The 24,739-nt window shown below is 41.8% G+C and carries 25 protein-coding genes; 3 read left to right on the forward strand and 22 right to left on the reverse strand.

Translation table 11 applies throughout. The features are described from left to right. Window positions 1-59 precede the first annotated feature (59 nt). The 18 genes from cydC to BTO28_RS02750 form a co-directional block, all read right to left on the reverse strand. Window positions 60-1,778: a thiol reductant ABC exporter subunit CydC gene (gene cydC / locus BTO28_RS02665; RefSeq protein WP_076763783.1), complete on the reverse strand. Its 1,719-nt coding sequence runs from the start codon at window positions 1,776-1,778 to the stop codon at window positions 60-62. Beyond that, the gene (gene cydD / locus BTO28_RS02670; RefSeq protein ID WP_076763785.1) at window positions 1,775-3,496 is read right to left on the reverse strand and encodes a thiol reductant ABC exporter subunit CydD; all 1,722 of its coding nucleotides are present in this window, start codon (window positions 3,494-3,496) and stop codon (window positions 1,775-1,777) included. Before cydD ends, cydC begins: the two co-directional genes overlap by 4 nt. Window positions 3,497-3,773: 277 nt before the next feature. Beyond that, on the reverse strand, window positions 3,774-4,634 hold the full coding sequence (locus BTO28_RS02675; RefSeq protein WP_076763788.1) for a DUF421 domain-containing protein: 861 nt from the start codon (window positions 4,632-4,634) through the stop codon (window positions 3,774-3,776). A gap of 31 nt (window positions 4,635-4,665) precedes the next feature. Then, window positions 4,666-4,872, reverse strand: a complete 207-nt coding sequence (locus BTO28_RS02680; RefSeq protein WP_076763790.1) for a DUF1657 domain-containing protein — start codon at window positions 4,870-4,872, stop codon at window positions 4,666-4,668. Then, on the reverse strand, window positions 4,869-5,888 hold the full coding sequence (gene spoVAD / locus BTO28_RS02685; protein ID WP_076763792.1) for a stage V sporulation protein AD: 1,020 nt from the start codon (window positions 5,886-5,888) through the stop codon (window positions 4,869-4,871). Before spoVAD ends, BTO28_RS02680 begins: the two co-directional genes overlap by 4 nt. Beyond that, window positions 5,888-6,367, reverse strand: a complete 480-nt coding sequence (gene spoVAC / locus BTO28_RS02690) for a stage V sporulation protein AC (RefSeq protein ID WP_076763794.1) — start codon at window positions 6,365-6,367, stop codon at window positions 5,888-5,890. Before spoVAC ends, spoVAD begins: the two co-directional genes overlap by 1 nt. A gap of 75 nt (window positions 6,368-6,442) precedes the next feature. Further along, window positions 6,443-6,649, reverse strand: coding sequence for a DUF1657 domain-containing protein (locus BTO28_RS02695; RefSeq protein WP_076763796.1), 207 nt, complete (start codon window positions 6,647-6,649; stop codon window positions 6,443-6,445). Between the two features lie 167 nt (window positions 6,650-6,816). Continuing rightward, window positions 6,817-8,190, reverse strand: a complete 1,374-nt coding sequence (locus BTO28_RS02700) for an ATP-binding protein (RefSeq protein WP_076763798.1) — start codon at window positions 8,188-8,190, stop codon at window positions 6,817-6,819. A gap of 249 nt (window positions 8,191-8,439) precedes the next feature. After that, a complete protein-coding gene (locus tag BTO28_RS02705; RefSeq protein WP_076763799.1) occupies window positions 8,440-9,285 on the reverse strand; it encodes a VOC family protein in 846 nt (281 codons plus the stop codon). 175 nt (window positions 9,286-9,460) lie between these two features. Next, on the reverse strand, window positions 9,461-10,561 hold the full coding sequence (locus tag BTO28_RS02710) for an ABC transporter ATP-binding protein (RefSeq protein WP_076763801.1): 1,101 nt from the start codon (window positions 10,559-10,561) through the stop codon (window positions 9,461-9,463). Window positions 10,562-10,662: 101 nt separating this feature from the next. Further along, the gene (locus tag BTO28_RS02715) at window positions 10,663-11,631 is read right to left on the reverse strand and encodes a sugar phosphate isomerase/epimerase family protein (RefSeq protein WP_076763803.1); all 969 of its coding nucleotides are present in this window, start codon (window positions 11,629-11,631) and stop codon (window positions 10,663-10,665) included. Window positions 11,632-11,647: 16 nt separating this feature from the next. Further along, entirely contained in the window at window positions 11,648-12,691 is a 1,044-nt protein-coding gene (locus tag BTO28_RS02720; RefSeq protein ID WP_076763805.1) for a Gfo/Idh/MocA family protein, read from the reverse strand. A 15-nt stretch (window positions 12,692-12,706) separates the two neighbouring features. Beyond that, the gene (locus tag BTO28_RS02725; RefSeq protein WP_076763807.1) at window positions 12,707-13,732 is read right to left on the reverse strand and encodes a Gfo/Idh/MocA family protein; all 1,026 of its coding nucleotides are present in this window, start codon (window positions 13,730-13,732) and stop codon (window positions 12,707-12,709) included. Between the two features lie 3 nt (window positions 13,733-13,735). After that, the gene (locus BTO28_RS02730; RefSeq protein ID WP_076763809.1) at window positions 13,736-14,455 is read right to left on the reverse strand and encodes a ThuA domain-containing protein; all 720 of its coding nucleotides are present in this window, start codon (window positions 14,453-14,455) and stop codon (window positions 13,736-13,738) included. After that, complete coding sequence (locus BTO28_RS02735) at window positions 14,452-15,486, reverse strand: LacI family DNA-binding transcriptional regulator (RefSeq protein ID WP_076763811.1); 1,035 nt, start codon at window positions 15,484-15,486, stop codon at window positions 14,452-14,454. Before BTO28_RS02735 ends, BTO28_RS02730 begins: the two co-directional genes overlap by 4 nt. Before the next feature lie 23 nt (window positions 15,487-15,509). Next, complete coding sequence (locus BTO28_RS02740; protein WP_076763813.1) at window positions 15,510-16,328, reverse strand: carbohydrate ABC transporter permease; 819 nt, start codon at window positions 16,326-16,328, stop codon at window positions 15,510-15,512. After that, a complete protein-coding gene (locus BTO28_RS02745; protein WP_076763815.1) occupies window positions 16,328-17,188 on the reverse strand; it encodes a carbohydrate ABC transporter permease in 861 nt (286 codons plus the stop codon). The genes BTO28_RS02740 and BTO28_RS02745 overlap by 1 nt, the downstream gene beginning before the upstream one ends. A gap of 87 nt (window positions 17,189-17,275) precedes the next feature. After that, complete coding sequence (locus BTO28_RS02750; RefSeq protein WP_076763817.1) at window positions 17,276-18,565, reverse strand: ABC transporter substrate-binding protein; 1,290 nt, start codon at window positions 18,563-18,565, stop codon at window positions 17,276-17,278. A gap of 294 nt (window positions 18,566-18,859) precedes the next feature. Between BTO28_RS02750 and BTO28_RS02755 the strand changes: the two genes are divergently transcribed. Then, window positions 18,860-19,270 (forward strand): VOC family protein, encoded by a 411-nt coding sequence (locus BTO28_RS02755; protein ID WP_076763819.1) that lies wholly within the window; start codon window positions 18,860-18,862, stop codon window positions 19,268-19,270. A gap of 345 nt (window positions 19,271-19,615) precedes the next feature. Continuing rightward, the gene (locus tag BTO28_RS02760; protein WP_076763821.1) at window positions 19,616-21,220 is read left to right on the forward strand and encodes a GGDEF domain-containing response regulator; all 1,605 of its coding nucleotides are present in this window, start codon (window positions 19,616-19,618) and stop codon (window positions 21,218-21,220) included. 140 nt (window positions 21,221-21,360) lie between these two features. Here BTO28_RS02760 and BTO28_RS02765 read toward each other — a convergent pair whose 3' ends face one another. Further along, window positions 21,361-22,533 (reverse strand): FtsW/RodA/SpoVE family cell cycle protein, encoded by a 1,173-nt coding sequence (locus BTO28_RS02765; RefSeq protein ID WP_076763823.1) that lies wholly within the window; start codon window positions 22,531-22,533, stop codon window positions 21,361-21,363. A gap of 155 nt (window positions 22,534-22,688) precedes the next feature. Between BTO28_RS02765 and BTO28_RS02770 the strand changes: the two genes are divergently transcribed. Beyond that, entirely contained in the window at window positions 22,689-23,009 is a 321-nt protein-coding gene (locus BTO28_RS02770; protein WP_076763825.1) for a thioredoxin family protein, read from the forward strand. An 81-nt stretch (window positions 23,010-23,090) separates the two neighbouring features. Here BTO28_RS02770 and BTO28_RS02775 read toward each other — a convergent pair whose 3' ends face one another. The 3 genes from BTO28_RS02775 to BTO28_RS02780 all read right to left on the reverse strand — a co-directional run bounded on the left by BTO28_RS02775 (window position 23,091) and on the right by BTO28_RS02780 (window position 24,648). Further along, window positions 23,091-24,011, reverse strand: coding sequence for a CobW family GTP-binding protein (locus BTO28_RS02775; RefSeq protein ID WP_233129811.1), 921 nt, complete (start codon window positions 24,009-24,011; stop codon window positions 23,091-23,093). 109 nt (window positions 24,012-24,120) lie between these two features. Continuing rightward, window positions 24,121-24,255 carry a hypothetical protein gene (locus BTO28_RS17635; RefSeq protein WP_269843851.1) on the reverse strand — a complete coding sequence of 45 codons (135 nt, stop codon included), beginning with the start codon at window positions 24,253-24,255 and terminating at the stop codon, window positions 24,121-24,123. Window positions 24,256-24,324: 69 nt separating this feature from the next. After that, window positions 24,325-24,648, reverse strand: a complete 324-nt coding sequence (locus tag BTO28_RS02780) for a winged helix-turn-helix transcriptional regulator (RefSeq protein WP_076763828.1) — start codon at window positions 24,646-24,648, stop codon at window positions 24,325-24,327. Between the last annotated feature and the right edge of the window lie 91 nt (window positions 24,649-24,739).

The following is a 24,739-nucleotide window of genomic DNA, read 5'->3' on the forward strand; positions in this document are numbered from 1 at the left end:
AACAAAAAAACAGAACAAGACGATGTTTGTCCGGTTCTGCTTTTATAAATCAAATTATTTTACATAAATACACTCTTTTCTATTTGTTTCATTTCATAGAAATATCCTTTTTTCTCCATCAATTTATCAAATGTTCCCGATTCAATAATCCTTCCCTGCTCCATCACAATAATTTGATCCATTGCCTCAAGTCCTGTCAATCGATGACTAACGAGAACAACGGTTTGGTCTTTTGCCGTCTGGAATAGATAATCGTAAATGATTTTCTCTGTCAAAGCATCGATGGAAGACGTCGGTTCATCGAGCAGCCAGACAGGTGCATTCTTCAACAAAGCCCGCGCTATCGCCAGGCGCTGCTTCTCCCCGCCAGACAAGTTCTCTCCTTTTTCTAAGACGGGGTCATCTAATGAAAACGACTCAAGCTTTACGTACAAAAGTGCCTTTTTCAAATCCTCATCCGTCACTCCATCTTTTGCAAGCATCAAATTTTCGCGAATGGTGCCGAAGAAAAAGTGATTTTCCTGCAAAATGACATTCGTTTGTTTCCATACACTTTCCTGTGACAAAGACTGAATCTCCATGCCCCCAATACGAATATCCCCGTTGTCAGCCTGAAACATTTTCAATAAAAGCTGCAGCAAGGTTGACTTTCCGGAACCGCTTGGACCGACAATTGCGGTTTTGGAACCAGCCGGCAGCAGCAAATGAATGTTTTTTAGTGACTCCCTCGTTTCCTCTGGATACGTAAATGTCACATCATCCATCTCAATTGAATAAGTTTTACGATCATCAAGCTGCTCATTACACTCTCTTTTCACTTCTTGCGCTTCTTCTCCCACAATCGAAAAAAGACGAGATGCTGCACGCCTGCTATCTTCTAAATGAGCCGGGAAAACAGCCATTGGCGCCGCGCTTTCGAAAACATTCAATGAAATCATGACGAGCATCGCTAAAAACAGGCCATCCAGTTGTCCATCTGTCACAAGAAACGCACCGAGCGCCAGTACAGACCAAGAAACCATAAGTGCAACGAGTGTATTGACTGACTGGTTAAACGTTGCAATCATTCCTTCTTGTTCCTGTCCGCTCACATACAAATCAGCCGACTCCAATAATTTTGTTTCTTTCTCTTCAAGCTTCTGATAAATTTTCAGTTCTCGAAACCCGTGCAGAAGCTCCGTTACATCCGTCGACAGCTTCCCACGATCTTCGCGCACACGACTGTCAATTTTTCGCTGCTGCAACGCGAACAGCGCCGGTATGATAAAAGCCGTCAGAAAAAGACCAACAAGCAGCAAAAGCGCGGCATACAGAGAATAAAACGACGTAAAGAAAATGGTGCTTAAAAAGACAATGACGAGTACAATTGGTGGATAAAAGACACGCAAAAAGAAGTTTTGCAAACTTTCGACATCGCCGACAATACGCGAAAGCAAGTCACCGCTTCGATACTTTCCGAAAATGCCCGGGGCGAGCGGTTCAAGCTTCTCATAAAAGGAAACACGTAAATTACTTAAAATCGTGAAGGTCGCGCGGTGTGAAAAATACCGTTCCGCATAGCGGCTGATTGATTTTGTTGATCCAAATAGTTTTAAAAGCGCGGTCATAATTGTAATCACATACAACGGGGGCGAGAGTGCGGATTTCGAAATCATAAATCCGCTCATTGCGAACAAGGCAACTGCCGTCAAACCAGCAATAATGCCGAAAATGATCGACAACACAACATCCCGTTTTTCCACCATCATTAATTTGATGATAACCATTATATCCTTCATTCAGCCCCACCTCCCTGCTGCACCGATACCATATGACGATATTCAGGCACCGACTCCATCAGCTCTTCATGACTGCCGGACGCAACTAGCTCGCCTTTGTCTAAGAATAGAATCATCTCCGCCTCTTTGATCGTATGCAAGCGATGTGCAACGGTGATCACGGTCGATGTTTGTGATAATTCGTTTATCGACTGTTGTAAAATGCGTTCCGTCTGCAAGTCAAGACCGGTCGTCGGTTCATCAAATAAAATGACGGATGGCTTTTTAAAAAAAGCACGCGCCAGTGCAATCCTTTGTTTCTCACCACCCGAAATTCCGCGGCCAGCTTCACCGATCGGCGTATCATACCCGTTTTCAAACGACTCTACCAATCCAGAAATACCGGATTTTTTAGCCGCTTCCTCAACTTCATCTCTTCCTGCGGCGTATCTGCCGCCGATTGCAATATTTTCCGCAATCGTGCCCGAGAATAAATACGGGCGCTGGGAAATATAGCTCAATTGATCAAACCATGATTTCTCACTGTAATGCGAACGAGTCCGCCCATTTAGGAGTATCTTTCCTTCCATCGGATCAAATAACCCGGCAATGACATGAAGCAGCGTTGTTTTTCCCGAGCCGCTCCGCCCCACAATCGCGACCCTGGCTTTTGGTGGAATGACGACATTTATATTTTTCAATGCAAATCCTTCCCCATATTGAAAACCGGCACTGCGCAATTCAATCTGGGGCATGTTGACGACGTTCTCAGTCCCCCATATCACAGAGTGCTCCGTTTCTGCCAGCTCGTCCATGACTTTTTTCGCAGCACCCATACTGCTGCGCCCCGTATGAAAGGCACTGCCAAGTTCTTTCAGCGACAAATAATATTCCGGAGCAAGCACTAGAACAAAAAAGGCAGCAGCAAACGTAATATTTTCAAACACAACAAGCCGAAGACCCACTTCCAGCGCGATTAGCCCAATACTAAGCGTTGAAATAAATTCAAGCATCAATGTCGAAATGAACGCAATCTTCAAAATCGTCATCGTCGCATCTCGAAAATCAATACTGCTCTGCTCAATCAATTCCCGCTGTTTTGCTGCCCGTCCAAATAATTTTAATGTCGTCAACCCTTGAAGCGTATCTAAAAACCGTCCGGAAAATGCGGCTAACTTATCGAGCTGTTCTTCTGATTTCGCTTTTGTTTTGATGCCGATAATGATAAAAAAAAGCGGAATAAACGGCGCTGTGACGATCATGATAAGACCGCTGTACACATGTTCGTAAAGCACTACAGCTAGTATCATAAATGGGACGATTGACGTATGAATGACCTGTGGAATGTATTTGCTGTAATAGCTGTCAATCTCATCAACCGCATCCATCATCACACTCACTTTGCCGCCAGATTGTCCTTGTATCGCCGCCTGTATCGGATTTTTTGTATACTTTTCAAGCAGCATTTTCCGAACACGCCGCTTCACATTTGATGACATTTTCACACCTGTTCGACTATTTAAATAAGTTAGTGCCGCCCGAGATGCAAGAACAGCTGCCAGCCCCCATAATAACGGCACTATTTCTTGAAATGACTGTCCTTTCAAGAAAACCCGGTCCACAATCGTTACAAAAAAGTATGCCTGGCCGATGATAAGTGCACCAGTCAAAAGAGATGAAACAAACAATAAAACAATCATCGTTTTCTGTTCAAATGCCCATTTCCGAAGCATGTCCATATTGTTAAAATTCTCCCCACCTTATAAAATAGTGAAATATTTCACAATGTCTCTTTTTATTATATAGGATGTTATGAAAAAATACTGTTCTGGGCTTTGCTGGTTTATGAATTTTATTTTACAAGTACCTATTCATTATATTATCCGCTTGATAAATGATTAACGCACAAAGCCACTGGTTTAAAAAAATAAAACACCCTCCTTGTTAATCGACTAGTCCACAACTAATTCGATAAGGGGTGTTTTTCTTTATCACAATATGATCGAGATGAAAGTTTTAACTTTTTAAAATATGTTCCACTTTATCAATAACAGCTTGCAACCTTTCACTATTTTTTTCATACATGCTTTTCGCTTCTTTTGCTTCCGTTCCGAGGGCAAACATTTCTAAGTCCGCCTGGCACTTTTTCATCGATGCAAGCAATAGGGGCATTTCCTGAGGAGCTGGGACTTCGAGCTTATCATCAAAAAGGTCAACCGTTACTTGTCCAAATGAATCCACCTGGCCAAGAAAAACATTTTCAACGGTTACGCCCAATTTATCAAGTTCTGTATGCAGCCAGTTTCTGCTTCGGCCGATTGTTGCCAACGGCTCATCCAATATTTCCCCATCCATGATGACCGTCTGAGGTTCTTTAGCAGAAGCAACCTTCATGTTTAGATCTTTCGGGGTTAATGCCTGGTTTTCTTTTTTCAGCAAAACACTTAAATCACCGGTCGCCTCCAAAATAGCGAATTCAACATCTGCGACTTTGAAGACATCCTTTTGACGAAGCAATTCCAATAATTCATCCGTTGTATAGCGCTCTTTCTTTAAATTTTCTTCCATAACCTTTCCATCTTTTATTAAGATAACACCTTTTCCTTCCATAAAATCGCGGAATTTTTTGCTTTTTAACGAAAGTAATCCGGCTAAAAAGGGGACCGCAGCAAAAGTAAGGATTCCAATAATACCATGCATGATGTTGCGTTCAAGTCCTGTTACAACTTCTGCTCCGATACTCCCGATCGTAATCCCTGTCACATACTCAAAGAACGAGAGCTGTGAGAGCTGTTTCTTCCCCAGCCATTTTGTAATGGCAAAAAGAACCACTAAGAACAAAAGGCCTCGAAGCACAATTTCTAACCAATCTAGCACTTGTTAACACCTCCTGCAAAAACCCGGTATTTTAAAAGCCTTCGTACTGAACTTCCTGCCGTTCTAATTCGCCAACACGTTTTTTTAGGTCTTCTACAATTTCTCCAACTTCCATCATTGATTCATGCAGCGTGCGTTTTGTTCGATCATCTAGTGTAAGCACCGCCAAACTGGATAAACTCGCTTCTATGCCTTTAAGACTGGAAAGGCATTGTTTCACATCTGATGCGACGGTCATGCCATATCCCCCTCCCCGTATTCAATAGACACCGCATGGGCAATGCAGGGAATCGTTTCCCCTTGTTGAAAGCTAAGCGGTGACAATAGCGCCCCTGTAGCGACAACAAGCATTCGTTTTAATTCACCGTTTCTCATTCGATTTAAGAGGTGCCCATACACAACCGTTGCTGAACACCCTGCCCCGCTCGCTCCAGATAAAACCGGCTGCCCTTTACGGTATATCATTAATCCGCAATCCTGAAACTGTTCTTCTTGTACAGCGGTTCCATGTTTTTTAAATAAATCAAGTGACACTTCACGGCCTATTTTTCCGAGGTCCCCCGTTACGATCAAATCATAGTACGACGGATCCAACTTTCGATCGGTAAAATGCGCTTCAATCGTATCAACAGCAGCCGGCGCCATTGCTCCTCCCATATTAAATGGGTCGGTCAATCCCATATCTACAACCCGGCCGATCGTTGCGGATGTCACACGCGGCCCCGATCCTTCACCACTTAACAAAGCAGCACCAGCACCCGTCACCGTCCATTGTGCAGTAGGCGGTTTTTGTCCCCCGTATTCAGTTGGGTAGCGAAATTGCTTCTCAACCGCAGCGTTATGGCTTGATGCACCCGTTAACAAATATTTAGCACCTTTTGTATTGACAATATACGCGCCTAAAGCCAATCCTTCCATGGAAGTCGAACAGGCACCAAACAATCCAAGATAAGGAGATCCGAGTGTCCGGCAGGCAAAACTTGTCGGTGTAATTTGGTTGATTAAGTCTCCAGCAAGGATAAACTGAACGTGGTCTTTTTGAATCCCGCCTTTTTCCATTGCTTTTTGGCATGCTTCTTCAAAAAGCACTTGATGGGCCGCTTCATAAGAATCCTGAGCCAACCATAAATCACCGTGAAGAAGATCAAAGTCATCTGCGAGCATGCCATCCGCTTCAAAAGGTCCGCCCACTGTTCCTGTCGAGACAATCACCGGCTTTTGTTCAAAGACCCACGTACGATGACCGGCTAACATCATAAACCACCCCACTGTGTCAAAATGGTTTTAATCATCGCAACAATGAAAGCGGAAAAAACGCCAAATAAAATAACAGAACCAGCTAATTTAAACATATTGCCGCCTACACCAAGCACAAACCCTTCTGTCCGATGCTCAATGGCTGCCGATATAACGGCATTTCCAAATCCAGTAAGGGGAACTGCCGAACCGGCACCACCGAATTGCGCAATTCGGTCGTAAACGCCAAAACCCGTCAAAAGCATTGCAAGGAAGATCATTGTTCCTGCTGTCGGGTTCCCTGTCGTTTGTTCTGTAAAATCAAAGAAGAAAATATAAAAGTATTGGATCGCCTGCCCGATTACACAAATAATTCCCCCTACAAGGAATGCTTTCAGGCAATTATTTAAAACAGGCCGCTTTGTTTCGCGCTTCTTTTGAAGTTTCTGATACTCCTGCTGAACAGGCGTTAATTCCTTTTTTTGATTATTGGACATTTTCACCACTTCCTATCCCACTTTAATATAAATGGAAGAAAAGGCTGGTTATCCATAACCAACCTTTTCAAATCGTTATTGTTGTTTATACTGTGGTTCTTCCTTTAAAATTTGATCAATGCGCGGCGAGAAACTGTCAATAATTGTCTTTGTTTGTTGAGCAGCATCTTCATAAAGCTTTTTCGCTTGTTGATTATCCGTACTGAGCGAAAATGTTTCGAAGCTTGCTTGAACTGTTTTTAGCCCAGCCATCGTTTGCTTAACATCACTGATTACAGTCATCTCTGTTTCCTCCTTTGTTTTTAAGAACACGTTTAGAATGAGGAAATTGAAGCTGTTTTATGTTCTTCAAATCTATCCAGAATACGAAAAAAATGGTGGTGAAAAAAAGCATAAAGAGTAATTATTTTCAAATACTAAAAAAACCGTTCGAAGAACCCGAACGGTTATTAACAATGGGGAAGTGAAATAGTAAAAGTAGTCCCCTTATTTTCTTGACTCTCAATATGGTACTTCCCACCATGATTCTGAATGATTTTAAAACTCATCATTAAACCTAATCCATTTCCATTTTCTTTTGATGAATAGAAAGGCTCTCCTATTTTCAGCATTTTATCTTGAGGAATCCCAATTCCCTCATCAGCTATGCCAATTTCGACCCTATCTTTGTTCCGGCGTACACTTATTGTGATCTTTCCTCCGTTCGGCATCGCGTCCATTGCGTTTTTCATCATATTTAAAAATACTTGTTTTAACTGATGTTCTTCACATTCAACCATTGTGTCATGATCCTTAATATGGAAATGAAATTGAACATTTTTCAAATTTGCTTCTGACTCAAGTAATGAAATAACATGTTTAAGTAGAGGTACAATCTTTCTTGGAGCAAAATGCACAGGATGTGGCTTAGCAAGCAGCATAAATTCACTTACAATCACATTAATTCGATCAATTTCGTCTAATATGATTTTTTGATACTCATTGTTTGTTGACATTAGCTGCGTAAACCCTTTTATTGACGTTAAAGGATTCCGAATTTCATGAGCAACTCCCGCTGCCAATTCGCCAATTACGGATAATTTTTCGGATCTTAACAGAAGTTCTTCTGTTTTTTTTCTTGACGTAATATCATGCTGAATAACGACATACTGATTGGGTTTGCCGTCTTCCATGAGAGGAACGATCGTTACATCAATCCAATACTCCAATCCGTTTTTTGTTCTTTGTTTCAGCTCTCCTTTCCATCTATCCCCTTTGCTGATGATTCCAAAAATATCATTGTAAAATTCTCGCGAATAATAATTTGAACCTAAAAAGTAAAAATGTTTTCCAATTAATTCATCTTTTTTGTACTCAGACAACTCACAGAACTTGTCATTTGCGGAAGTGATGAATCCTTCCAAATCGCAATATGCAAGTATAATGGAATGATCGATCACTTCCTGAATATCCGTCATTTTATTTTCAAGCTCTGTTACATCTTTCAAGGTCAGGACATATCCATTATACTTACCTTTATAAAAAAACGGATCTATGATGATACATGCAGTATACCTATCAAATAAAGTCACTATTGTTTCATACGGAAAAGGACCTTCTCTTAAAATATCCAGCTGTGCGCCAATGTCACAAAGAAACATTCCTATGCTTTTTCCAATTAATTCTTCCTTCGAATGTATATTAATATATTTACTAAATTTATTCACTAGATTATTCGTATAATCATTGCTCCATTGAATTGTAAAATCCTGATCTAAAATAAATATATTTCCACCAATTTTATTCAAAAAAAACTTCATTTCTTCATCCTTAAAAAAAACCATATCATTTACCCTCCAGGCAAATTCCTTTGCATAAAAAAGGTTGTTGCATAAAACTTTAGACTCGTTCTAAAGTTAAAACCATTATCATATATAATATCAAATAATTGCCCCTTTATGTATTTTTTTCTGAATATTTATTATTTTTCAAACAGACATCATACTTGAATTGTGCAGCAGGTAATGATGACTTTGATCCCTGTGAATATAGAGAGAAAAAAGACCCTCTAGTCTATAGAGAGTCTGTTGAATTTATATAACCATTCGAATTTTGTTTCCTGACGGATCTGTTGCAAGATAAGAATCCGCCTCTTTCGTGACTGAAGCGCCCAATTTCTCAAGTTGTTTAATAGCTTTGCCTCTTGCTTCCTCATCCGGAAAAACAAGTGAAAACCAGTTTAAGCCTACACTGTTCTTTTTGGGGACAGGTGCACCAATCCCCTGCCATGTATTTAGCGCAATATGATGGTGGTATCCTCCCGTAGAAGTGAATATGGCCTGTGGATATAGACTGACAACGGCAAATCCGAGTCCATTGATATAAAATTCTTCAGCTTTTTTTAGATCGGCTACATGCAAATGAATATGGCCCATTACAGTATCAGCTGGCAATCCGCTCCATTCTCCTTCACTTTCCGCAAGAAGACTATCTCCGTCAAGAGGTTCTGTTGCCATAGCGACTTTATCATTTGTCCACGTCCATTCAGTTGATGGCCGGTCCCGATATACTTCAATTCCGTTGCCATCTGGATCGTTAATGTAAAGCGCCTCACTGACGTAATGATCCGACGCGCCGAAACGATAGCCAGTTTGAAGTAAGTGATGTAAAAAGACCGATAAATCGGCTCGGCTTGGCAATAACAACGCAAAGTGATATAAGCCGGTTGTACGCCCTTCTTTTGGTGAGACATCCAACGGCTGCTCCAGCGTTACTAACGGTGTTTTGCCATCTGTTGTTAAAACGGCTGTTCGATCTGTCTGCTCCAGTACTTGAAAACCGATCACGTTTTTATAAAATGTCATCGCTCTTTTTAAATCCATTACGGTAATATTGACTTCTCCAACAAACGTGTTCGGTTTACGGTGAAAATGTTCCATTTTGCTGTTCCCCTTTGTATACCTTTTTATTTACATTTCGATAATTAGTTACTTTATGTAACTAATTATATAGGTGTATATAAAAAGTTGTCAAGAAACTTCTTCATGCATTTGGATTCTGCTAGTTAACTTCACCCCAATAAAAAAAAGCAGGAGTGAATGTCACTTCCTGCCACTATTCTCTTATCCTCAACTCAGTCACTGCGTCAAAGAAATGTGCTTTGTTCATGTCAAAAGCAAGCCGCAATTCTTCACCTGCCATTATATCAAGACGGGAATCAAGACGGGCAACGAAGTTTTGTCCTTCAATGTCTGAATAAACCATCACTTCCGCACCAAGAAGCTCCGATACCGAAACGGTCGCTGGGAAAGATGAATGTTGAGATGATTCGATGAAGATGAGTTCATCGTGAATATCTTCCGGACGAATACCGACCATAATCCGATTTCCTATGTAACCCTGGTCACGCAAATATCTCATTTTTCCTTCAGGAACGGCAATTGATTTTGATCCGATTTTAATGATCCCTTCATGAAGATCCGCATTGAAGAAATTCATTGGAGGTGAACCGATAAAGCCGGCGACAAACGCATTTTCGGGCTTCTCATACACTTCTTTCGGCGAACCAATCTGCATGATTTTCCCATCCTTCATCACAACAATTCGTGTTGCCATCGTGAGCGCCTCTGTTTGGTCATGCGTCACATAAATCGTTGTTGTTTGCAGACGCTGGTGAAGTTTTATGATTTCTGAACGCATCTGAACGCGAAGTTTTGCATCAAGGTTTGAAAGCGGCTCATCCATTAAAAATACTTTTGCATCTCGGACGATCGCACGGCCAAGTGCCACACGCTGGCGCTGACCACCCGATAATGCTTTCGGTTTCCGCTTTAAATATTCAGTTAGCCCTAAAATTTGCGCCGCATTTTCTACGCGCTTCTTAATCTCATCTTTCGGCAATTTCCTGAGCTTCAAGCCAAATGCCATATTATCATATACTGTCATATGCGGGTAAAGGGCATAGTTCTGGAATACCATTGCAATATCACGGTCCTTCGGTGCTACATCGTTTACGAGGCGGCCATCGATGTAGAAGTCACCTTCAGAAATTTCTTCAAGGCCTGCAATCATCCTGAGCGTAGTGGATTTCCCGCAGCCAGATGGGCCTACAAAGACGATAAACTCTTTATCTTGAACGTGGAGGTTAAAATCATCAACCGCCGTCACTTTTCCATCATATATTTTATAAATATGATTTAGTTGAAGCTCTGCCATACATATCCCCTCCTGTAAACGTTCATATACATTTTATTCGCTTACGGTGAAATTAAAGATAAAGCATGCACCAACAACTATTTGTGCATACAGGCGTTTATTTACGCCCACCACATTTCTCCCGGAGCCTCACGGATTAAGACATCTCTTAAATTTTTAACAGCGCGCCCAAAGCCTTCATCGATTGACATAATAGGGTCTTCATGTTCAATGCTGACGACGTAGTCATAGTTGTATGTGCGCAAGGCGCTCATCATATCGGACCACTCCTGAAGGCTATGTCCGCATCCAACACTACGGAAAGTCCACGCACGTGTTTGCACGTTTCCGTATGGCTGCATGTCCGTCAACCCGTACATGTTCACATTGTCCTTATCGATATACGTGTCTTTCGCATGAAAATGGTGGATTGCGCCGGCTTTTCCAAGAATTTTAATTGCAGCCACCGGGTCAATTCCCTGCCACCACATATGACTCGGATCTAAATTTGCACCAATAGCATCACAGGTTTTTTCACGCAGTTTTAGCATTGTATACGGTGTATGTACGAGAAATCCTCCATGCAGTTCAAGACCGATCTTCACGTTATGGTGCTGCGCAAGTTCACCAATTTCTTTCCAATATGGAATGAGCTTGTTTTCCCACTGCCACGCCAACACATCGCCGTATTCTGCAGGCCAGGGAACAACCGGCCAGTTCGGCTGCTTCGCTTCTTCCGAATCACCAGCTGTGCCAGAGAAGGCATTAACAACAGGAACGCCAAGAAGTGACGCCAGTTTAATCGTTTTGCGAAGTACCGAATCGGACTGTTCCGCAAATGTCTTATCCGGTGTGAGGGGATTACCGTGACAGCTGAATGCACTAATTGTGAGACCGCGTGATGTAACAGCTTCCAGATAGTCATGCCGCCTTTGTTCGTTTTCTAACAGTTCATCAAGTGGGCAATGAGTGTTCCCAGGATAGCATCCTGTCCCAATTTCCACTGCATCAAGTCCTGATGCTTTCACGTGGTCCAGCATCTCTTCAAATGATTTGTTTGCAAATAACACCGTAAATACACCTAGTTTCAAAACGTATCCCTCTCCTCTATTCCCTTTTTATTTGAATGCTTCTTCCCACTTTTGCACTTTCATAAACTGATTCCATAATGCTTGAAACATATAGCGATTCATACGGATTTGCCAGCGGAACAGCGAATCCGAGGCAGCACGCTGCAAAATGCTTTGCCTGCAAAATTTCAAATGGCTCTTCTTCTGGCATCCAAGTGATATCTGTATTTAAAAGAACACCATTTTCCGCTTTGTTAAGACGAAGTGGAAAAACGTCGAGCCCGCCTTTCGTGCCAGAAATACTAATTGTTTCTTCGTCTTCCGGAATGTTTGCCGCCCACGACGTTTCCAATATTACTGTTGCACCGTTTTCCAATCTGATAAATGCAGCCGCATGATCTTCTACTTCAAATGTCGCCGGATTAATTGTTCCCCACTCATTTACCTGATCCTTCTGCATGCTCAAGTTATTGTAGGTCGTGCCGCTTACTTCGGTTGGCTTCGAGCTGCCGGTCAGCCACAATGCCAGATCAAGCAAATGGCAGCCGTAGTCGATTAACGCTCCGCCGCCTTGCAAGCCGCGGTTTGTAAACACGCCCCAGCCGGGCACTTTCCGACGCCTCATCGCTTTAATCCGAATGACGAGCGGTTCGCCTATTTCACCGCTGTCTATAATTCTTTTTGCTGCCCGTGCTTCTTTCATAAACCGATAATGATAAGCGATTGTCAGCACTTTTCCTGATTTTTCCGCGGCTTCGATCATCTCTTTGCATTCCTTCGTATTCAGTGCCATCGGTTTTTCACATAGAACATGAACACCGGCATTCAACGCTTGAACCGCCGCCGGGGCATGATATTTATTCGGTGTTGTAATAAGGAGTGCATCAATGTTCTCTAGCATATCATTGAGATCGGTGTATACGCGTTCAATATCAAATTTTTCAGCTGCTTCCTGTGCCCGCTCTTCGTTTATGTCCATTACAGCTGTAACCGACACCTCTTCTACATGGCGAAAAGCCGGGATATGCCGTCCTTTTGCTATTTCACCGGCCCCTAACACACCGATTTTCAGTGTTTTCATGTTATTCACCTCGGGTCAAATACGCACAATTTGTTTTTTCTTATTTGATTCAAGTGCTGCAAAAATAACTGCAAGTGATTTTTTTCCTTCTTCCCCGTTCACAAGCGGTTCGCTATCTTCTAAAATGCAGGCAATGAAATGTTCAATTACGTGTGTATTCGTCTGCTTTCCTTCGTCATTCGACTGAATTGCGCCAAGGCTGTGCCGCTCACTGCTGCCATTTTTATAATGAATAATTAATGAATAGTCTGGATCATCTTCAAGGCGCATCATGCCGTTTTCCGCATAGAAAACAGTTGAATTGTCTTCACCGCCGTTGTACGCCCAGCTTGCAGCGAGTGTACCGATAATGCCGCTTTCCGATTTCAAAATACAGACGGCATTGTCATCCACGGTCGAGTTTTGTTTGGCAGACGTTTCAACGAATGCTGCTGCTTCTACAAATTCTTCACCAATTAAATAGCGAAGCAAGTCTGTTTTATGAACGCCAAGGTCGCCCATTGCACCGATAAATGCACGCTCTTTGTCAAAAAACCAGCTGTTTTCACCGTCAGCACTCCATTTTTCCGGGCCGCCATGCCCGAAAGCTGTACGGAAACTGTAAATTTTGCCAAGGTCGCCTCTCTCAATAATATTGCGGGCCTTTACGTGTGAGGAAACAAAACGCTGATTGTGGGCGATCATTAATTTTTTGCCATTCCTCTTTGCGACTGCAATCATTGCCTCGGCTTCTTCTCTTGATGTCGCCATTGGTTTTTCACACAAAACATGTTTTCCCGCTTCAAGTGCCGCAATCGATATCGGAGCGTGGAATGAGTTCGGCGCACATACGCTCACTGCTTCTATATCAGCATTTTGGATAAGATCTTTGTAATCCGTGTATGCCATTGCATTGTGTTCATCCGCAAATGCCTGTGCCCGTTCATGCACAATATCACAAAATGCAATGATTTCTACATTTTTGTTCATTGCGTATTCTGGAATATGACGATGCTTTGCAATACTTCCGCATCCAATAATACCTACTTTTATTTTGGGCATTGTTTATTCTCCTTTTGTCGTTTCAAGTGATTGTGCATTTCCATAAACAGGACGTTCTCGTTTCAAAGGTGAAGCCCACTTCACAGCATTTTGAATAACCTTTTGAACATTTTTGTTGTAGTATGTCGGATGCGTTTCATGTCCCGGCCGGAAATAAAAGATCTTTCCGTTTCCGCGTTTGTACGTCACACCGCTTCTGAACACTTCTCCCCCTTCAAACCAGCTTAAGAAAATCAGTTCGTCCGGTACGGGAATATCGAAATGCTCACCGTACATTTCTTCATGGTCGAGTTCAAAATATTCGCCGATCCCTTCTGTAATCGGATGCGTCGGATCGACAACCCAAAGCCGTTCTTTTTCTCCGGCTTCCCGCCACTTTAAATCACATGATGTACCCATTAACGTTTTGAATATTTTTGAAAAATGTCCGGAATGGAGCACGATAAGACCCATGCCTTCTAACACGCGCTGCTTTACTTTTTGAACGATCTCATCGCTTACCTCGTCATGGGCAACATGGCCCCACCAGATTAATACGTCTGTGGTAGTCAGAACGTCCTCTGTCAGCCCATGCTCCGCTTCATCCAATGTAGCTGTTTTTACATTTACATCACTATTTTTTAAAAAGCCGGCTATGACTTGATGAATACCATCCGGGTAAATGTCTGTGACAACTGGGTTTTTCTTTTCATGCCGGTATTCGTTCCAAACTGTAATATTCATAGCAACTCCTTATTGATCGTTATTTTTTTGCACGACTGCCGTTCAACAATCGATGTAGGGACGAGAATGTTACGCTTCATCATATCCGGGTTTTCGAGCAAATCGATTAATGTTTTTGCCGCTTCATAGCCGAGCTGGAACGGTTGAATGTCGACTGTTGTAAGCGGTGGGCTCGAAAGCTCTGAAATGAGTGAATCCATAAAAGACGTTAAAGAAATATCATCCGGAACACGAAGGCCTTTTGCATAAAGTGATGATAAAATACTCATGCTCATTAATTCATCTGTCGTGATAATTGCTGTTGGACGATTCTCCATTTTCAAAAGTGCCTCTACCACTTCTTCGCCGCTTTCTTTCGTAATCATTGCCTGGAATATCGTTTTTTCTTGAATGCCAGCCATCGTTAACGCTTCTGTATAACCCTGCTGACGGTCTTTATGAACTTCAAACGCTGGATCGCCTCCTACATACGCGATACGCCTGTGACCAATTGACAGTAAATACTCCGTCACATTACGCGCAGCTTTCACGTTGTCATTATCGACATACATAATTTGATTTATGTGTGTCGTCGGTTTTCCGATCATGACAAAGGGAAAGTCCTGCTTCAATAAATGCTGCAAAACCGGATCGTCATCTCTCGAATACAACATAATAATTCCGTCTACATTTTTCCCCTGAACCATCTTGACAACATCGCCATAAATTTCTTCATTTGTTTCACCAGTTGACAGGGAAATACTGTAATTCCGTTCATGAAGAAGATCGCTCATTCCTTTTAAGGCAGCCGGGAAAAATGGATCATAGACAGAATGTTTCGAAGATTCCTTCATGACAATCCCGATCGTCTGTGAAGACTTTTTCACTAGATTGCGCGCTAGCAAGTTCGGATGGTAACCGAGCTCCTCCATTACTTTGCGTACTTTGTCTTTCGTTTCCTGCGTAATTTTTGGATGGTCTGCAATCACACGGGAGACAGTAGACGGCGCAACCTGTGCCTTTTTTGCCACATCTTTTATTGTTACTGCCACCCCTTGTCCCCTCTTTCTTTGTTTTATTTTACTGCGCCCTCAGAAACCCCTTTAATAATGTGTTTTTGGGCAACGAAATAGGCAATGATCACTGGAATAATTGAAATCGTTAACCCAGCCAGTGCAAGATGCCATTGCTTCGTATATTGACCGAAGAAATTGAACAATTTTAATGGAATCGTTTCTGTTCCATCTCCGCCGATCACAAGTGACGGTAAAAGGAAATCATTCCAGATCCAGATCACGTTTAAAATCCCAACCGTAACGGAAATAGGTTTCAACAGCGGGAAAATGATATACCAAAATACTTGAAATTTATTGCACCCATCAATCGTCGCCGCTTCATCAAGAGATTTCGAAATCCCTTTTAAAGCACCATGATAAAGAAAAATGGATAGACTGCACCCGAAGCCGAGATACATGAAAATAAGGCCATAAAAGTTGAGCATGTCTGCTTTTCCGAAAAGCGAGACAAGCGGAATCATAACAGATTGGAACGGAATAAGCATCGCCGCAACAAATATGAAAAAAATAAATCCGCTTATTTTGCTTCCGTTCCGAGACAAGGCGTAAGCCGCAAGCGCAGAGAGAAAGAGTATCACCGCGACACTGAGAATCGTTACAAGCACCGAGTTAAAAAACGTTTGCACAAAGCTCAACTCTTCAAATGCCTGAATGAAGTTTTCAAATGTAAACTCCTCAGGAGGCTTTACCGTATTGGTGAAAATTTCTCGTTTTGTTTTAATTGCATTGACGATCATTAAGTAAAAGGGAGAGATCCATAAAAGCGCCAGTAAAATCCCGATGATTTCGAATATATATCTCTTTCTTGTCTTTTGCATTACATCTCAACCTCCCTTTTCTTATTAATATAAACCTGGGTCAATGAAATAATGGCAACAATCATAAAGAAAATAACCGCCTTAGCTTGCGCGGACGCCATTTGATTCATTTTAAATGCCGTATCAACAATGTCCATGGAAACCATTGTTGTCGAATTAAAGGGGCCTCCATTGGTCAGAGACAAGTTTTGATCGTATATTTTAAACGCATTGGACAGTGTCAAGAACAAGCTAACCGTAAATGCAGGTGCAACAAGCGGGAATGTGATATTCCGAAAACGCTGGATGGCATTCGCTCCGTCAATTTCAGCCGCTTCCAGTAAATCTTTTGGCACATTTTCAAGGTAGGCGATGTAGATGATCATAATGTAGCCGGCCATTTGCCATGACATTAAGATAACCATCCCCCAAAAACCAGTCTGAGTGTCAGACAGCCATCCTTGCAGCCACCCGATTCCTGTCATGCGACCGACTGCATCGAATACTTTTGTAAAAACGAACTGCCAAATAAAACCTAGAATCAAGCCGCCGATCAAGTTCGGCATAAAGAAAATCGTCCGGAGAATATTTTTTGATTTAATATAGGATGTGACAAGCATCGCAAGCCCTAGGCCCATTACATTGATGACAATAACGGAAACGATCGAAAACTTAAATGTAAACCAGAGTGAATAAAGGAAATCCTGGTCACTCAATATGTTTATATAGTTTCTCATTCCGATAAATTCAGTCTGATTGACTCCATCCCAGTCTGTAAAGGAGTAATAAAAGCCGTAAAGCAGCGGAATCAAAACGACGAGACCAAGTCCGATCATGGCAGGAGAAAGAAAGAGCCAGAACGAAAAATCCTTGCTTTTCATGATGTCTTCCCTCTTTTCTGTCTAAATTGAGTAAAGAAAAAGACAACAGCACTAGCAAGCCTGTTATCTTCTACATTTTCAAAAGACCTAATTTCTCGCCTTTGCCCACTCGTCCTGTGCTGTTTTTATTGTTTCTTCCCACGTTGCTTCACCAACAAGATATTTCTGAATATTGGCGCCGAGTACGTTTTCACCCCAGCCAATCGGATAACTTGGGAATACCCATGCAGTCGTGTCCCCTTCCTCAGAATACTTGTAAATTTCTTTTGAAAGTGGATCGGAAATTTTTTCTGTGTCATAGCCTTCATATGCCGGAATAAATTTGAACTGTGTTAAAACAGCTTCCTTTCCAGTGTCAGATATATACATCCAGTCTAAAAAATCAGCAGCAGCCTGTTGTACTTGTTCATCTGCTTTTTTATTTACAGACCAGTAATTTGGCACACCGACTGGCATTTTCATTTCATCATTCAATGGGATTGGCATGATGCCAATGCCGGACTCTGCAAGTTCTGGATCCATCTGTTCAACGGTTGGATAAATCCAGTTCCCCTGCTGAATCATGGCCACCCGGCCGGTTGAAAACAATTCTTCTACCTGCTGTGAATAATCAAGGCTGACAACCGGCTGAACAGAGTATTTATTCTGAAGGTCGAGATATTCTTTAAAGGCATCACCGTTTGTGAACGGCACTTCTTTTGCTTCAAAAGCCGTTAACACATCATTTTTGAAATCAGATGCGAGAAAAGCAGATGCTGCATGATTTCCAGTTACCCACTTTTCTTTCGCCGGCAGAGCGAAAGCGGCATCAATTTTCAACTCTTCTTTTTTGCTGTCAATTGTTTTCACCGCTTTTGTTAAATCTTCCATCGATTTAATGGATGCAGGGTCAACCCCCGCTTTTTCAAAGATTTCTTTATTGTATATAAGGCCATATCCTTCCTGGTTGAATGGAAGACCGAGAACTTCTCCTTCCTGCTCCACGCCAGATAACGTTCCTTCAAGGGCTTGTCCAGCCGCTTTAGTATCTTTCAGGTCAGCTAAACGATCTCTATATTGCTCAATATCAACGGCGCCATAGATATTAAATATATCCGGCTCTTCTCCAGAAGCAAATTTCGCTTTCAAAGCAGCCATGTAATCATTTCCGCCGCCGAGTGTTTGGACGTTTATCTTAACGCCCGGGTTTTCTTCTTCATAATCGGTAGCAAGTTCTTCAAACTGTTCTTTAAATTCCACTTTATATTGGAAAATGTCTACCGTAATTTGATCGCCGCCTCCGCCTGAAGAGCCGCTTTCCGTTTTTTCGCCGGTTGAACAGCCTGCAAGTCCGAGGAATAATGCTGATGAAAGTAAAAGTGATTTTTTCTTGAACACGCCATCTACTCCTTTTCATTTGTTTTTCGATCAAATTTAAGTAACCGCTTTCAATTTATGACCATACTATATCATCCTCGTTATGAAAACGTCAACATTTTTAAAGAAATCGTTTGCGCATTTTTAAAAGGTCTTTATCTTGTGTAAAACAGGACTATTGATCCGGATTATACGCGATTTTTTGCCTAGTTTTACGCAAACGCTTGCACAGTTTCTGCAAATGATCCGGCTGAAAATTGACGAGAAAAAAGAGGTCGATTATAGTGAGTGTACTAACCGAAAGGAGTGGGTTTATTGAAAGGTCAAGTAACGCCCTATTTAACCTTTGACGGCAATGCGCAGGAGGCAATTGACTTCTATGCGAAAGTGTTCGGAGCGGAAATTCAAGGGGTACAAAAATTTGGAGAAGCCGATTTTCCAACACCTCCGGAAGCAGCAGACCGCATTATGCACTCACGCTTCAGAAAAGGCGATTTTTTGATCATGGTATCGGATGCATTTTTAGGACATCCTGTAAATGCCGGAAACAACGTCTCTCTTGCAGTTACATGTGAAAGTGCAGACGAAATTCAATCAGTGTATGACGAATTGAAAGTAGACGGCACGGTACATATGGAACTGCAGGATACATTCTGGAATTCTAAATTTGCGAAAGTACAGGATAAATTCGGAGTCATTTGGGATCTCGATTTTCCGAAAGGATAAAACAGAACGCCGGCTGCCTATGCGCCGGTTGTTTTTAGTGCGATTATTCTTGATGTATTTTAACACCACTTCAATGACACGTCATTTCTATACGTGTCTTCCCCCTAACAGATTTTTACCTCTCAAGAGGACGGAAGTTCTTTCTACGCTTATTAAGGATAAATAACGTAAGCATCCATTAAAAGACACTTCTTTAGTCCTTCATTTTTTTAATGATTTCCCATATATGTGAAATAAAACCGAAACTATTTTATATAGTGTTCGTTTAAACATGCTGTTGTAGTATAATATACATAACGAAAACAGACCTTTTTTACTATTTTTTGTTGAGGGGATTGGATATACATGGCTCGAAACGATAACCGCGTATTGCTTTCAAAGCGTATGGAAGACGAGTTTTCCAGCTGGTTCGAACAGAAGCATATAACGGAACAAGAGCTGTATCGTTTTTTACATACAATGAAAGATACATCCAGCTCAATCGGGATGGCTGACATGGCTGAATTTTGCGCTTCGCAGCTTGAAACACTTTCTGACAGTAGTGAAACTATCATTCCCGTCAGGTCATTAAAAAAATTCATTTACCTTATGCGGAACTTTTTTCCGAAAGATATTGAAGCAAAAACAATTGAAAAAGATGCGGCCTTGGCGATTGAGGAGGGAAGTTCTTTTATTCTGATTATTGACGATGACGTAGAATTCGCTTCATTTATAAAAGAAACACTTGAAGAAAACGGCGTCCAGGTCGTCATTGCATTAAACGGCAAAAGAGGATTAGAACTGTTTTATACACTACAGCCGAATATGGTCATTGTTGATATTAACCTGCCAGATATGAATGGATTTGATATTTTGGCGCAAATTAGCGATCTTGCCCGTACAAGGTATGTTCCTATTGCTTTTGTCAGTCTGGACAGCAGCAAAGAAAATCAAATACGTGCGTTTGAAATGGGCGCCATGGATTTTATCGCCAAACCAATTGATGCAGCCATTTTTATTCCATATATCTTAAATCGTCTTCAGCATAAGAAAACAATATGGCAGTCAGCGTCAACAGATGAATTGACCGGCGCAGGAAATCGGCGCCAATTCAATGATGCCTTCTCTCAACTATCATCCGTTTCAGAACGAACACGGCGCACATTTACACTTGTTATTCTTGACCTCGATTATTTTAAAAAAGTGAACGATAGATACGGTCACCCCGTTGGTGACGAAGTACTTCGATCATTCAGTCAGCTTGTTATTAATACCAAACGGGATACAGATTACTTTTTCCGGTACGGTGGAGAAGAATTTGCTTTGCTATTACCGGATACACCGCCTGATAGAGCAGTGATCTTAATTGAGCACATTCGTCAAAAGCTGTCTAAAATCATGTTTACATTCCCTTCTTTTGAACCGTTTTATGTGACTTTTTCAGCAGGTGTTTCAGAATTCTTTGTCAACCAGGAAACCACACTGAGCGAAGCGGATCAGGCGTTATACCAAGCCAAGCGAAATGGACGCAATCAAACGGTAATCTATCAGCCGGACAGCGGCAATGTAAAACGCCATTTAAATGTGGTGATCATTGATGATGATGTACTTACACGAAAAATGCTGTCCGATCAATTTTCAAGCTGGAAACCGAATGAAATGGATATCTTTGTTCGCGAATACCCGGACGGAATGACGTTTTTAGAATCTGACTGGTATGAGCCTAATGAAAACTATATGATTTTGCTTGATGGCATTATGCCAAAAATGGATGGGATTGAGGTACTGATGCATTTGCGTAAGCGTTATCCTGATGATAATATCGTCGTTTCTATGCTGACAGCGAGAACAAATGAATCCGATATCATATGGGCGCTTAAAAGCGGTGCAGATGATTACATCGTAAAGCCATTCCATCCCCAGGAAGTTTTTGCACGTGTACAGCGTCTAACGAAGAGATTGTTTAAATGAATGTATCCTCTTTGAAAAATAGCAGCCCTTCTACGGTGTAAACGGGTCATTAGTTCCCTTGAATCATTTCATATCATCAAAATATTATCATTCTAGCATTCGAAAGCGCAAAGCAAAACCCGCTCAGATAGAGGAGCGGGTTACGAATTATCCGTTGAAAACATATAGTGACGTTCGTTAAATGTAATGGAAAAAATGAGCGCCAGTGCGAGCATATTCCCCATAAGTGAACTGCCCCCATAGCTGATGAATGGCAATGGGATACCGGTGATTGGCAGGAGCCCAATCGTCATACCGATATTCTGAAACGCATGAAATGTGATCATGGCAATGACGCCGGCACACATATATGAATAATACGGAATTTTTGTCGTTAATGCTAGTTTCGTAATGTGGTAAATAAGCACGAAAAATAAGCTGACGACGATCGACGCACCGATAAATCCGTACTCCTCACCTATTATACTGAAGATAAAATCGGTATGGCTTTCCGGCAAATACACTTCACGAAAGCCAAAACCTTTCCCCATCGTCTGGCCGGAACCAATGGCAAGCAGTGATCTTGTTAAATGGAAACCGGTTGAACTTTCATAATTGTACGGATCAAGCCAAGAATAAATACGTCCAAACTGGTACTGCTTCACGCCAAGGTATTTTTCAAGAATCGAAGGATGCCAGAGTACCATGTAAAAAATTAGTCCCCCAAGTCCCGCAGCACTGCCAAAGAGCGGGACTAAAATCCGCCATGTTATTCCTGAAACGAAAATCATCCCGAGCAAAATTGAAATGAGCACAAGCGAGGTCCCGAGATCGGGCTGCTGCATAATAAGAAGAAGCGGTACTGCCGTCGTAGCTCCTAGCTTCACAAGCAGAATGAAATCACTTTGAATCGTCTTGATCGGGTTTTTTATATGGTGGTTTACCATAATACGTGATAACGTCAAGATCAGAAAAATTTTAAAAAACTCAGATGGCTGAATCTGGCCAATTCCCGGAAATCGATACCAACTTTTCGCTCCATTGATCGTCGGTGCGATAGATGAAGGCGCTACAATTAAGAAAACGAGTAATAAGACTCCGATCCCATATAAATACCATGACATACCATGGTATTGATCCGAGTCAAAGCGAATAAATAACGTAATAATCCCAATACCAACCACATACCAGACAATTTGCCTAATGACAAAGTTCGTGCCGTACTGTCCTGTTGTTTGAGCGCTGTAAATCGCCGCACAGCTGACGACGAACATCATAAGTAATATTAAAATCAACCCGTAATCAATGCGGCTTGACTGTTGATGAGAATTCATATAAATTCCTCTTTCTTCAAGAAGTAGACCAACTATTATTATAACGTTATTGTGTCATAGTACAACAGTCAAACGGTTTAAAAACAAAAATCTGCATAAAATTAATATCGGCATGCTACAATAAATATATTGTAAAATAGAAAGGAAGTTTTTCAGTGGAAGCTATTACTACAAATAATCAATTTGAACAACTCATTGCCGGCAGCGAACCGGTCATAATTAAATTTTATGCCGGCTGGTGCCCGGACTGCACACGCATGGATATGTTTATTGATGACATTATTGCTGACTATGGACAATATAAATGGTTTGAAATGAACCGTGACGATTTCCCGGAAATAGCTGAGAAATACAGCGTGATGGGGATTCCGAGCTTATTATTGTTCCAGAATGGCGAAAAGCTCGCTCACCTTCACAGCGCCAATGCGAAATCACCGGAAGAAGTGCGTGACTACTTACAAAGTCTTCCTGTATAAAACAAACAAGCCGGACGCAAAAGCAGTCCGGCTTGTTTTCTAAATCCGGTACAACCTAACAGGATTTTCATTTATACAGCATTAAAAAATTCCATCCAGACATTCGAGAGCTTGCTGAAGGGATTCTGTCTCGAGTTCGTCGCCGATTATGACGATAACGGAAGGCATTTTGAATGGCTGCGGCTGAAAAAAAGGCACACCGTATGCATATTGAAACAGTTCCGGCCGTTCTATAGAGTCCTCAAATTTTACAAACCCTTTCACACGAAGCACTGAATCCGGCAGTCCCGCCACCCACTTTGTGAACTCCGCACGTGGAACGTGGTTCGTAAATTCATAGGCATACGTCCGTACATGCAAATGATGATGTGCATGGTGACCGCCTTCTGATTGGCCGCCGCCGCCAAAAGCAATTTCCCCATTCACTTTTCCAAAAACCATTTCCTGCAAGATCACTTTTTCATTCAATGAACGGATTTCTTCTTTTATGTCATCTAGTGTCTGAATCGATACCAAATCTGTTTTTGTCAACGCGACTACATCACTCCAGCGCGCCTGATCTTCCATCAATTTGCGGTGTGCAATCGGCAGTCGATTCCGCTCCTTCCACCGCGCACAGTCCACAAGTGTAATAATGCCCTTCACTTCGATTTGCATGGCAATAATCGGTGATGTACATGCATCAAGCACTTCCATCGGATGAGCCGCACCTGTCGTTTCAACAAAGATCACATCCGGGCGATGATCTTTATAAAGTGTTAACAGCTCTACTTCAATTTCATCTTTGATCGTACAGCAAATACAGCCATTCAGCATATCACGTACGGCAGCATCCTCACCAAGCATTGCGGAATCAACTGACAGAGACCCGATTTCATTCATTAATACAGCCACTTTTCGTCCTGCCTGTTTTTCCTTTTCAAGAAGCTGCAGCAATAATGTCGTTTTCCCGCTTCCGAGAAATCCGCCGATAATGTATAAATCCGTCTTCATTTTAATCATACCTTTCCACTTCGAAACCATAACGATTTAATATCTTATTGTATATATTTTAACGTAAACGCTCGGGGACTAAAATCAAAATAAAAAGCAGGAGTACAATTCTCCCGCTTTATTCCGGTTTCACAACCGGCGTTAATTTTTCCGTAATTAGACTGAGCATTTTTGAAAGATCAGTGTCTCGTTGTTCACCATGTATGCATGCTTCCTGCATCACTTCTAGCAGCGCTTCCTGTTCTCGGGTCATATGAATTCTCCTTAAACGTTCTCCTATGTCCCTTCCCGCGGCCTCTCCTGCTAAAACGAGGCGAAAGACTTAATTTAACTGGGCTTGTTCTTTGATTTCCATCCAATCATGTGCCCAGTGCTCAATTTCACCAATGACTGCTTGAAGTGCACGTCCTTTTTCCGTCAATCGGTACTCCACTCGAACCGGCACTTCTGCATACACTTTGCGCGTAACAATCCCCTCATCTTCCAACTCTTTCAACCGTTCTGTTAACAGCTTGCCGCTGATTGGAAAACCGGCTTTAATTTCTGAGAAACGCTGCGGACCGTCAAGAAGCTGTTTTACAACTAGGCCTGTCCATCGTTTACCAAGTAGCTGCATCGCTTTTTCAACTTTTGGGCAAAGACTCATCTCCACTCACCTCTTCTATTTAAAATAGTATACATGATTTTTATAAATAATGATATTTGTCCACTTTTTTAAACATTGTTTCTTGACTTTA

This window comes from Domibacillus epiphyticus (assembly GCF_001975785.1).
Classification (GTDB): domain Bacteria; phylum Bacillota; class Bacilli; order Bacillales; family Domibacillaceae; genus Domibacillus; species Domibacillus epiphyticus.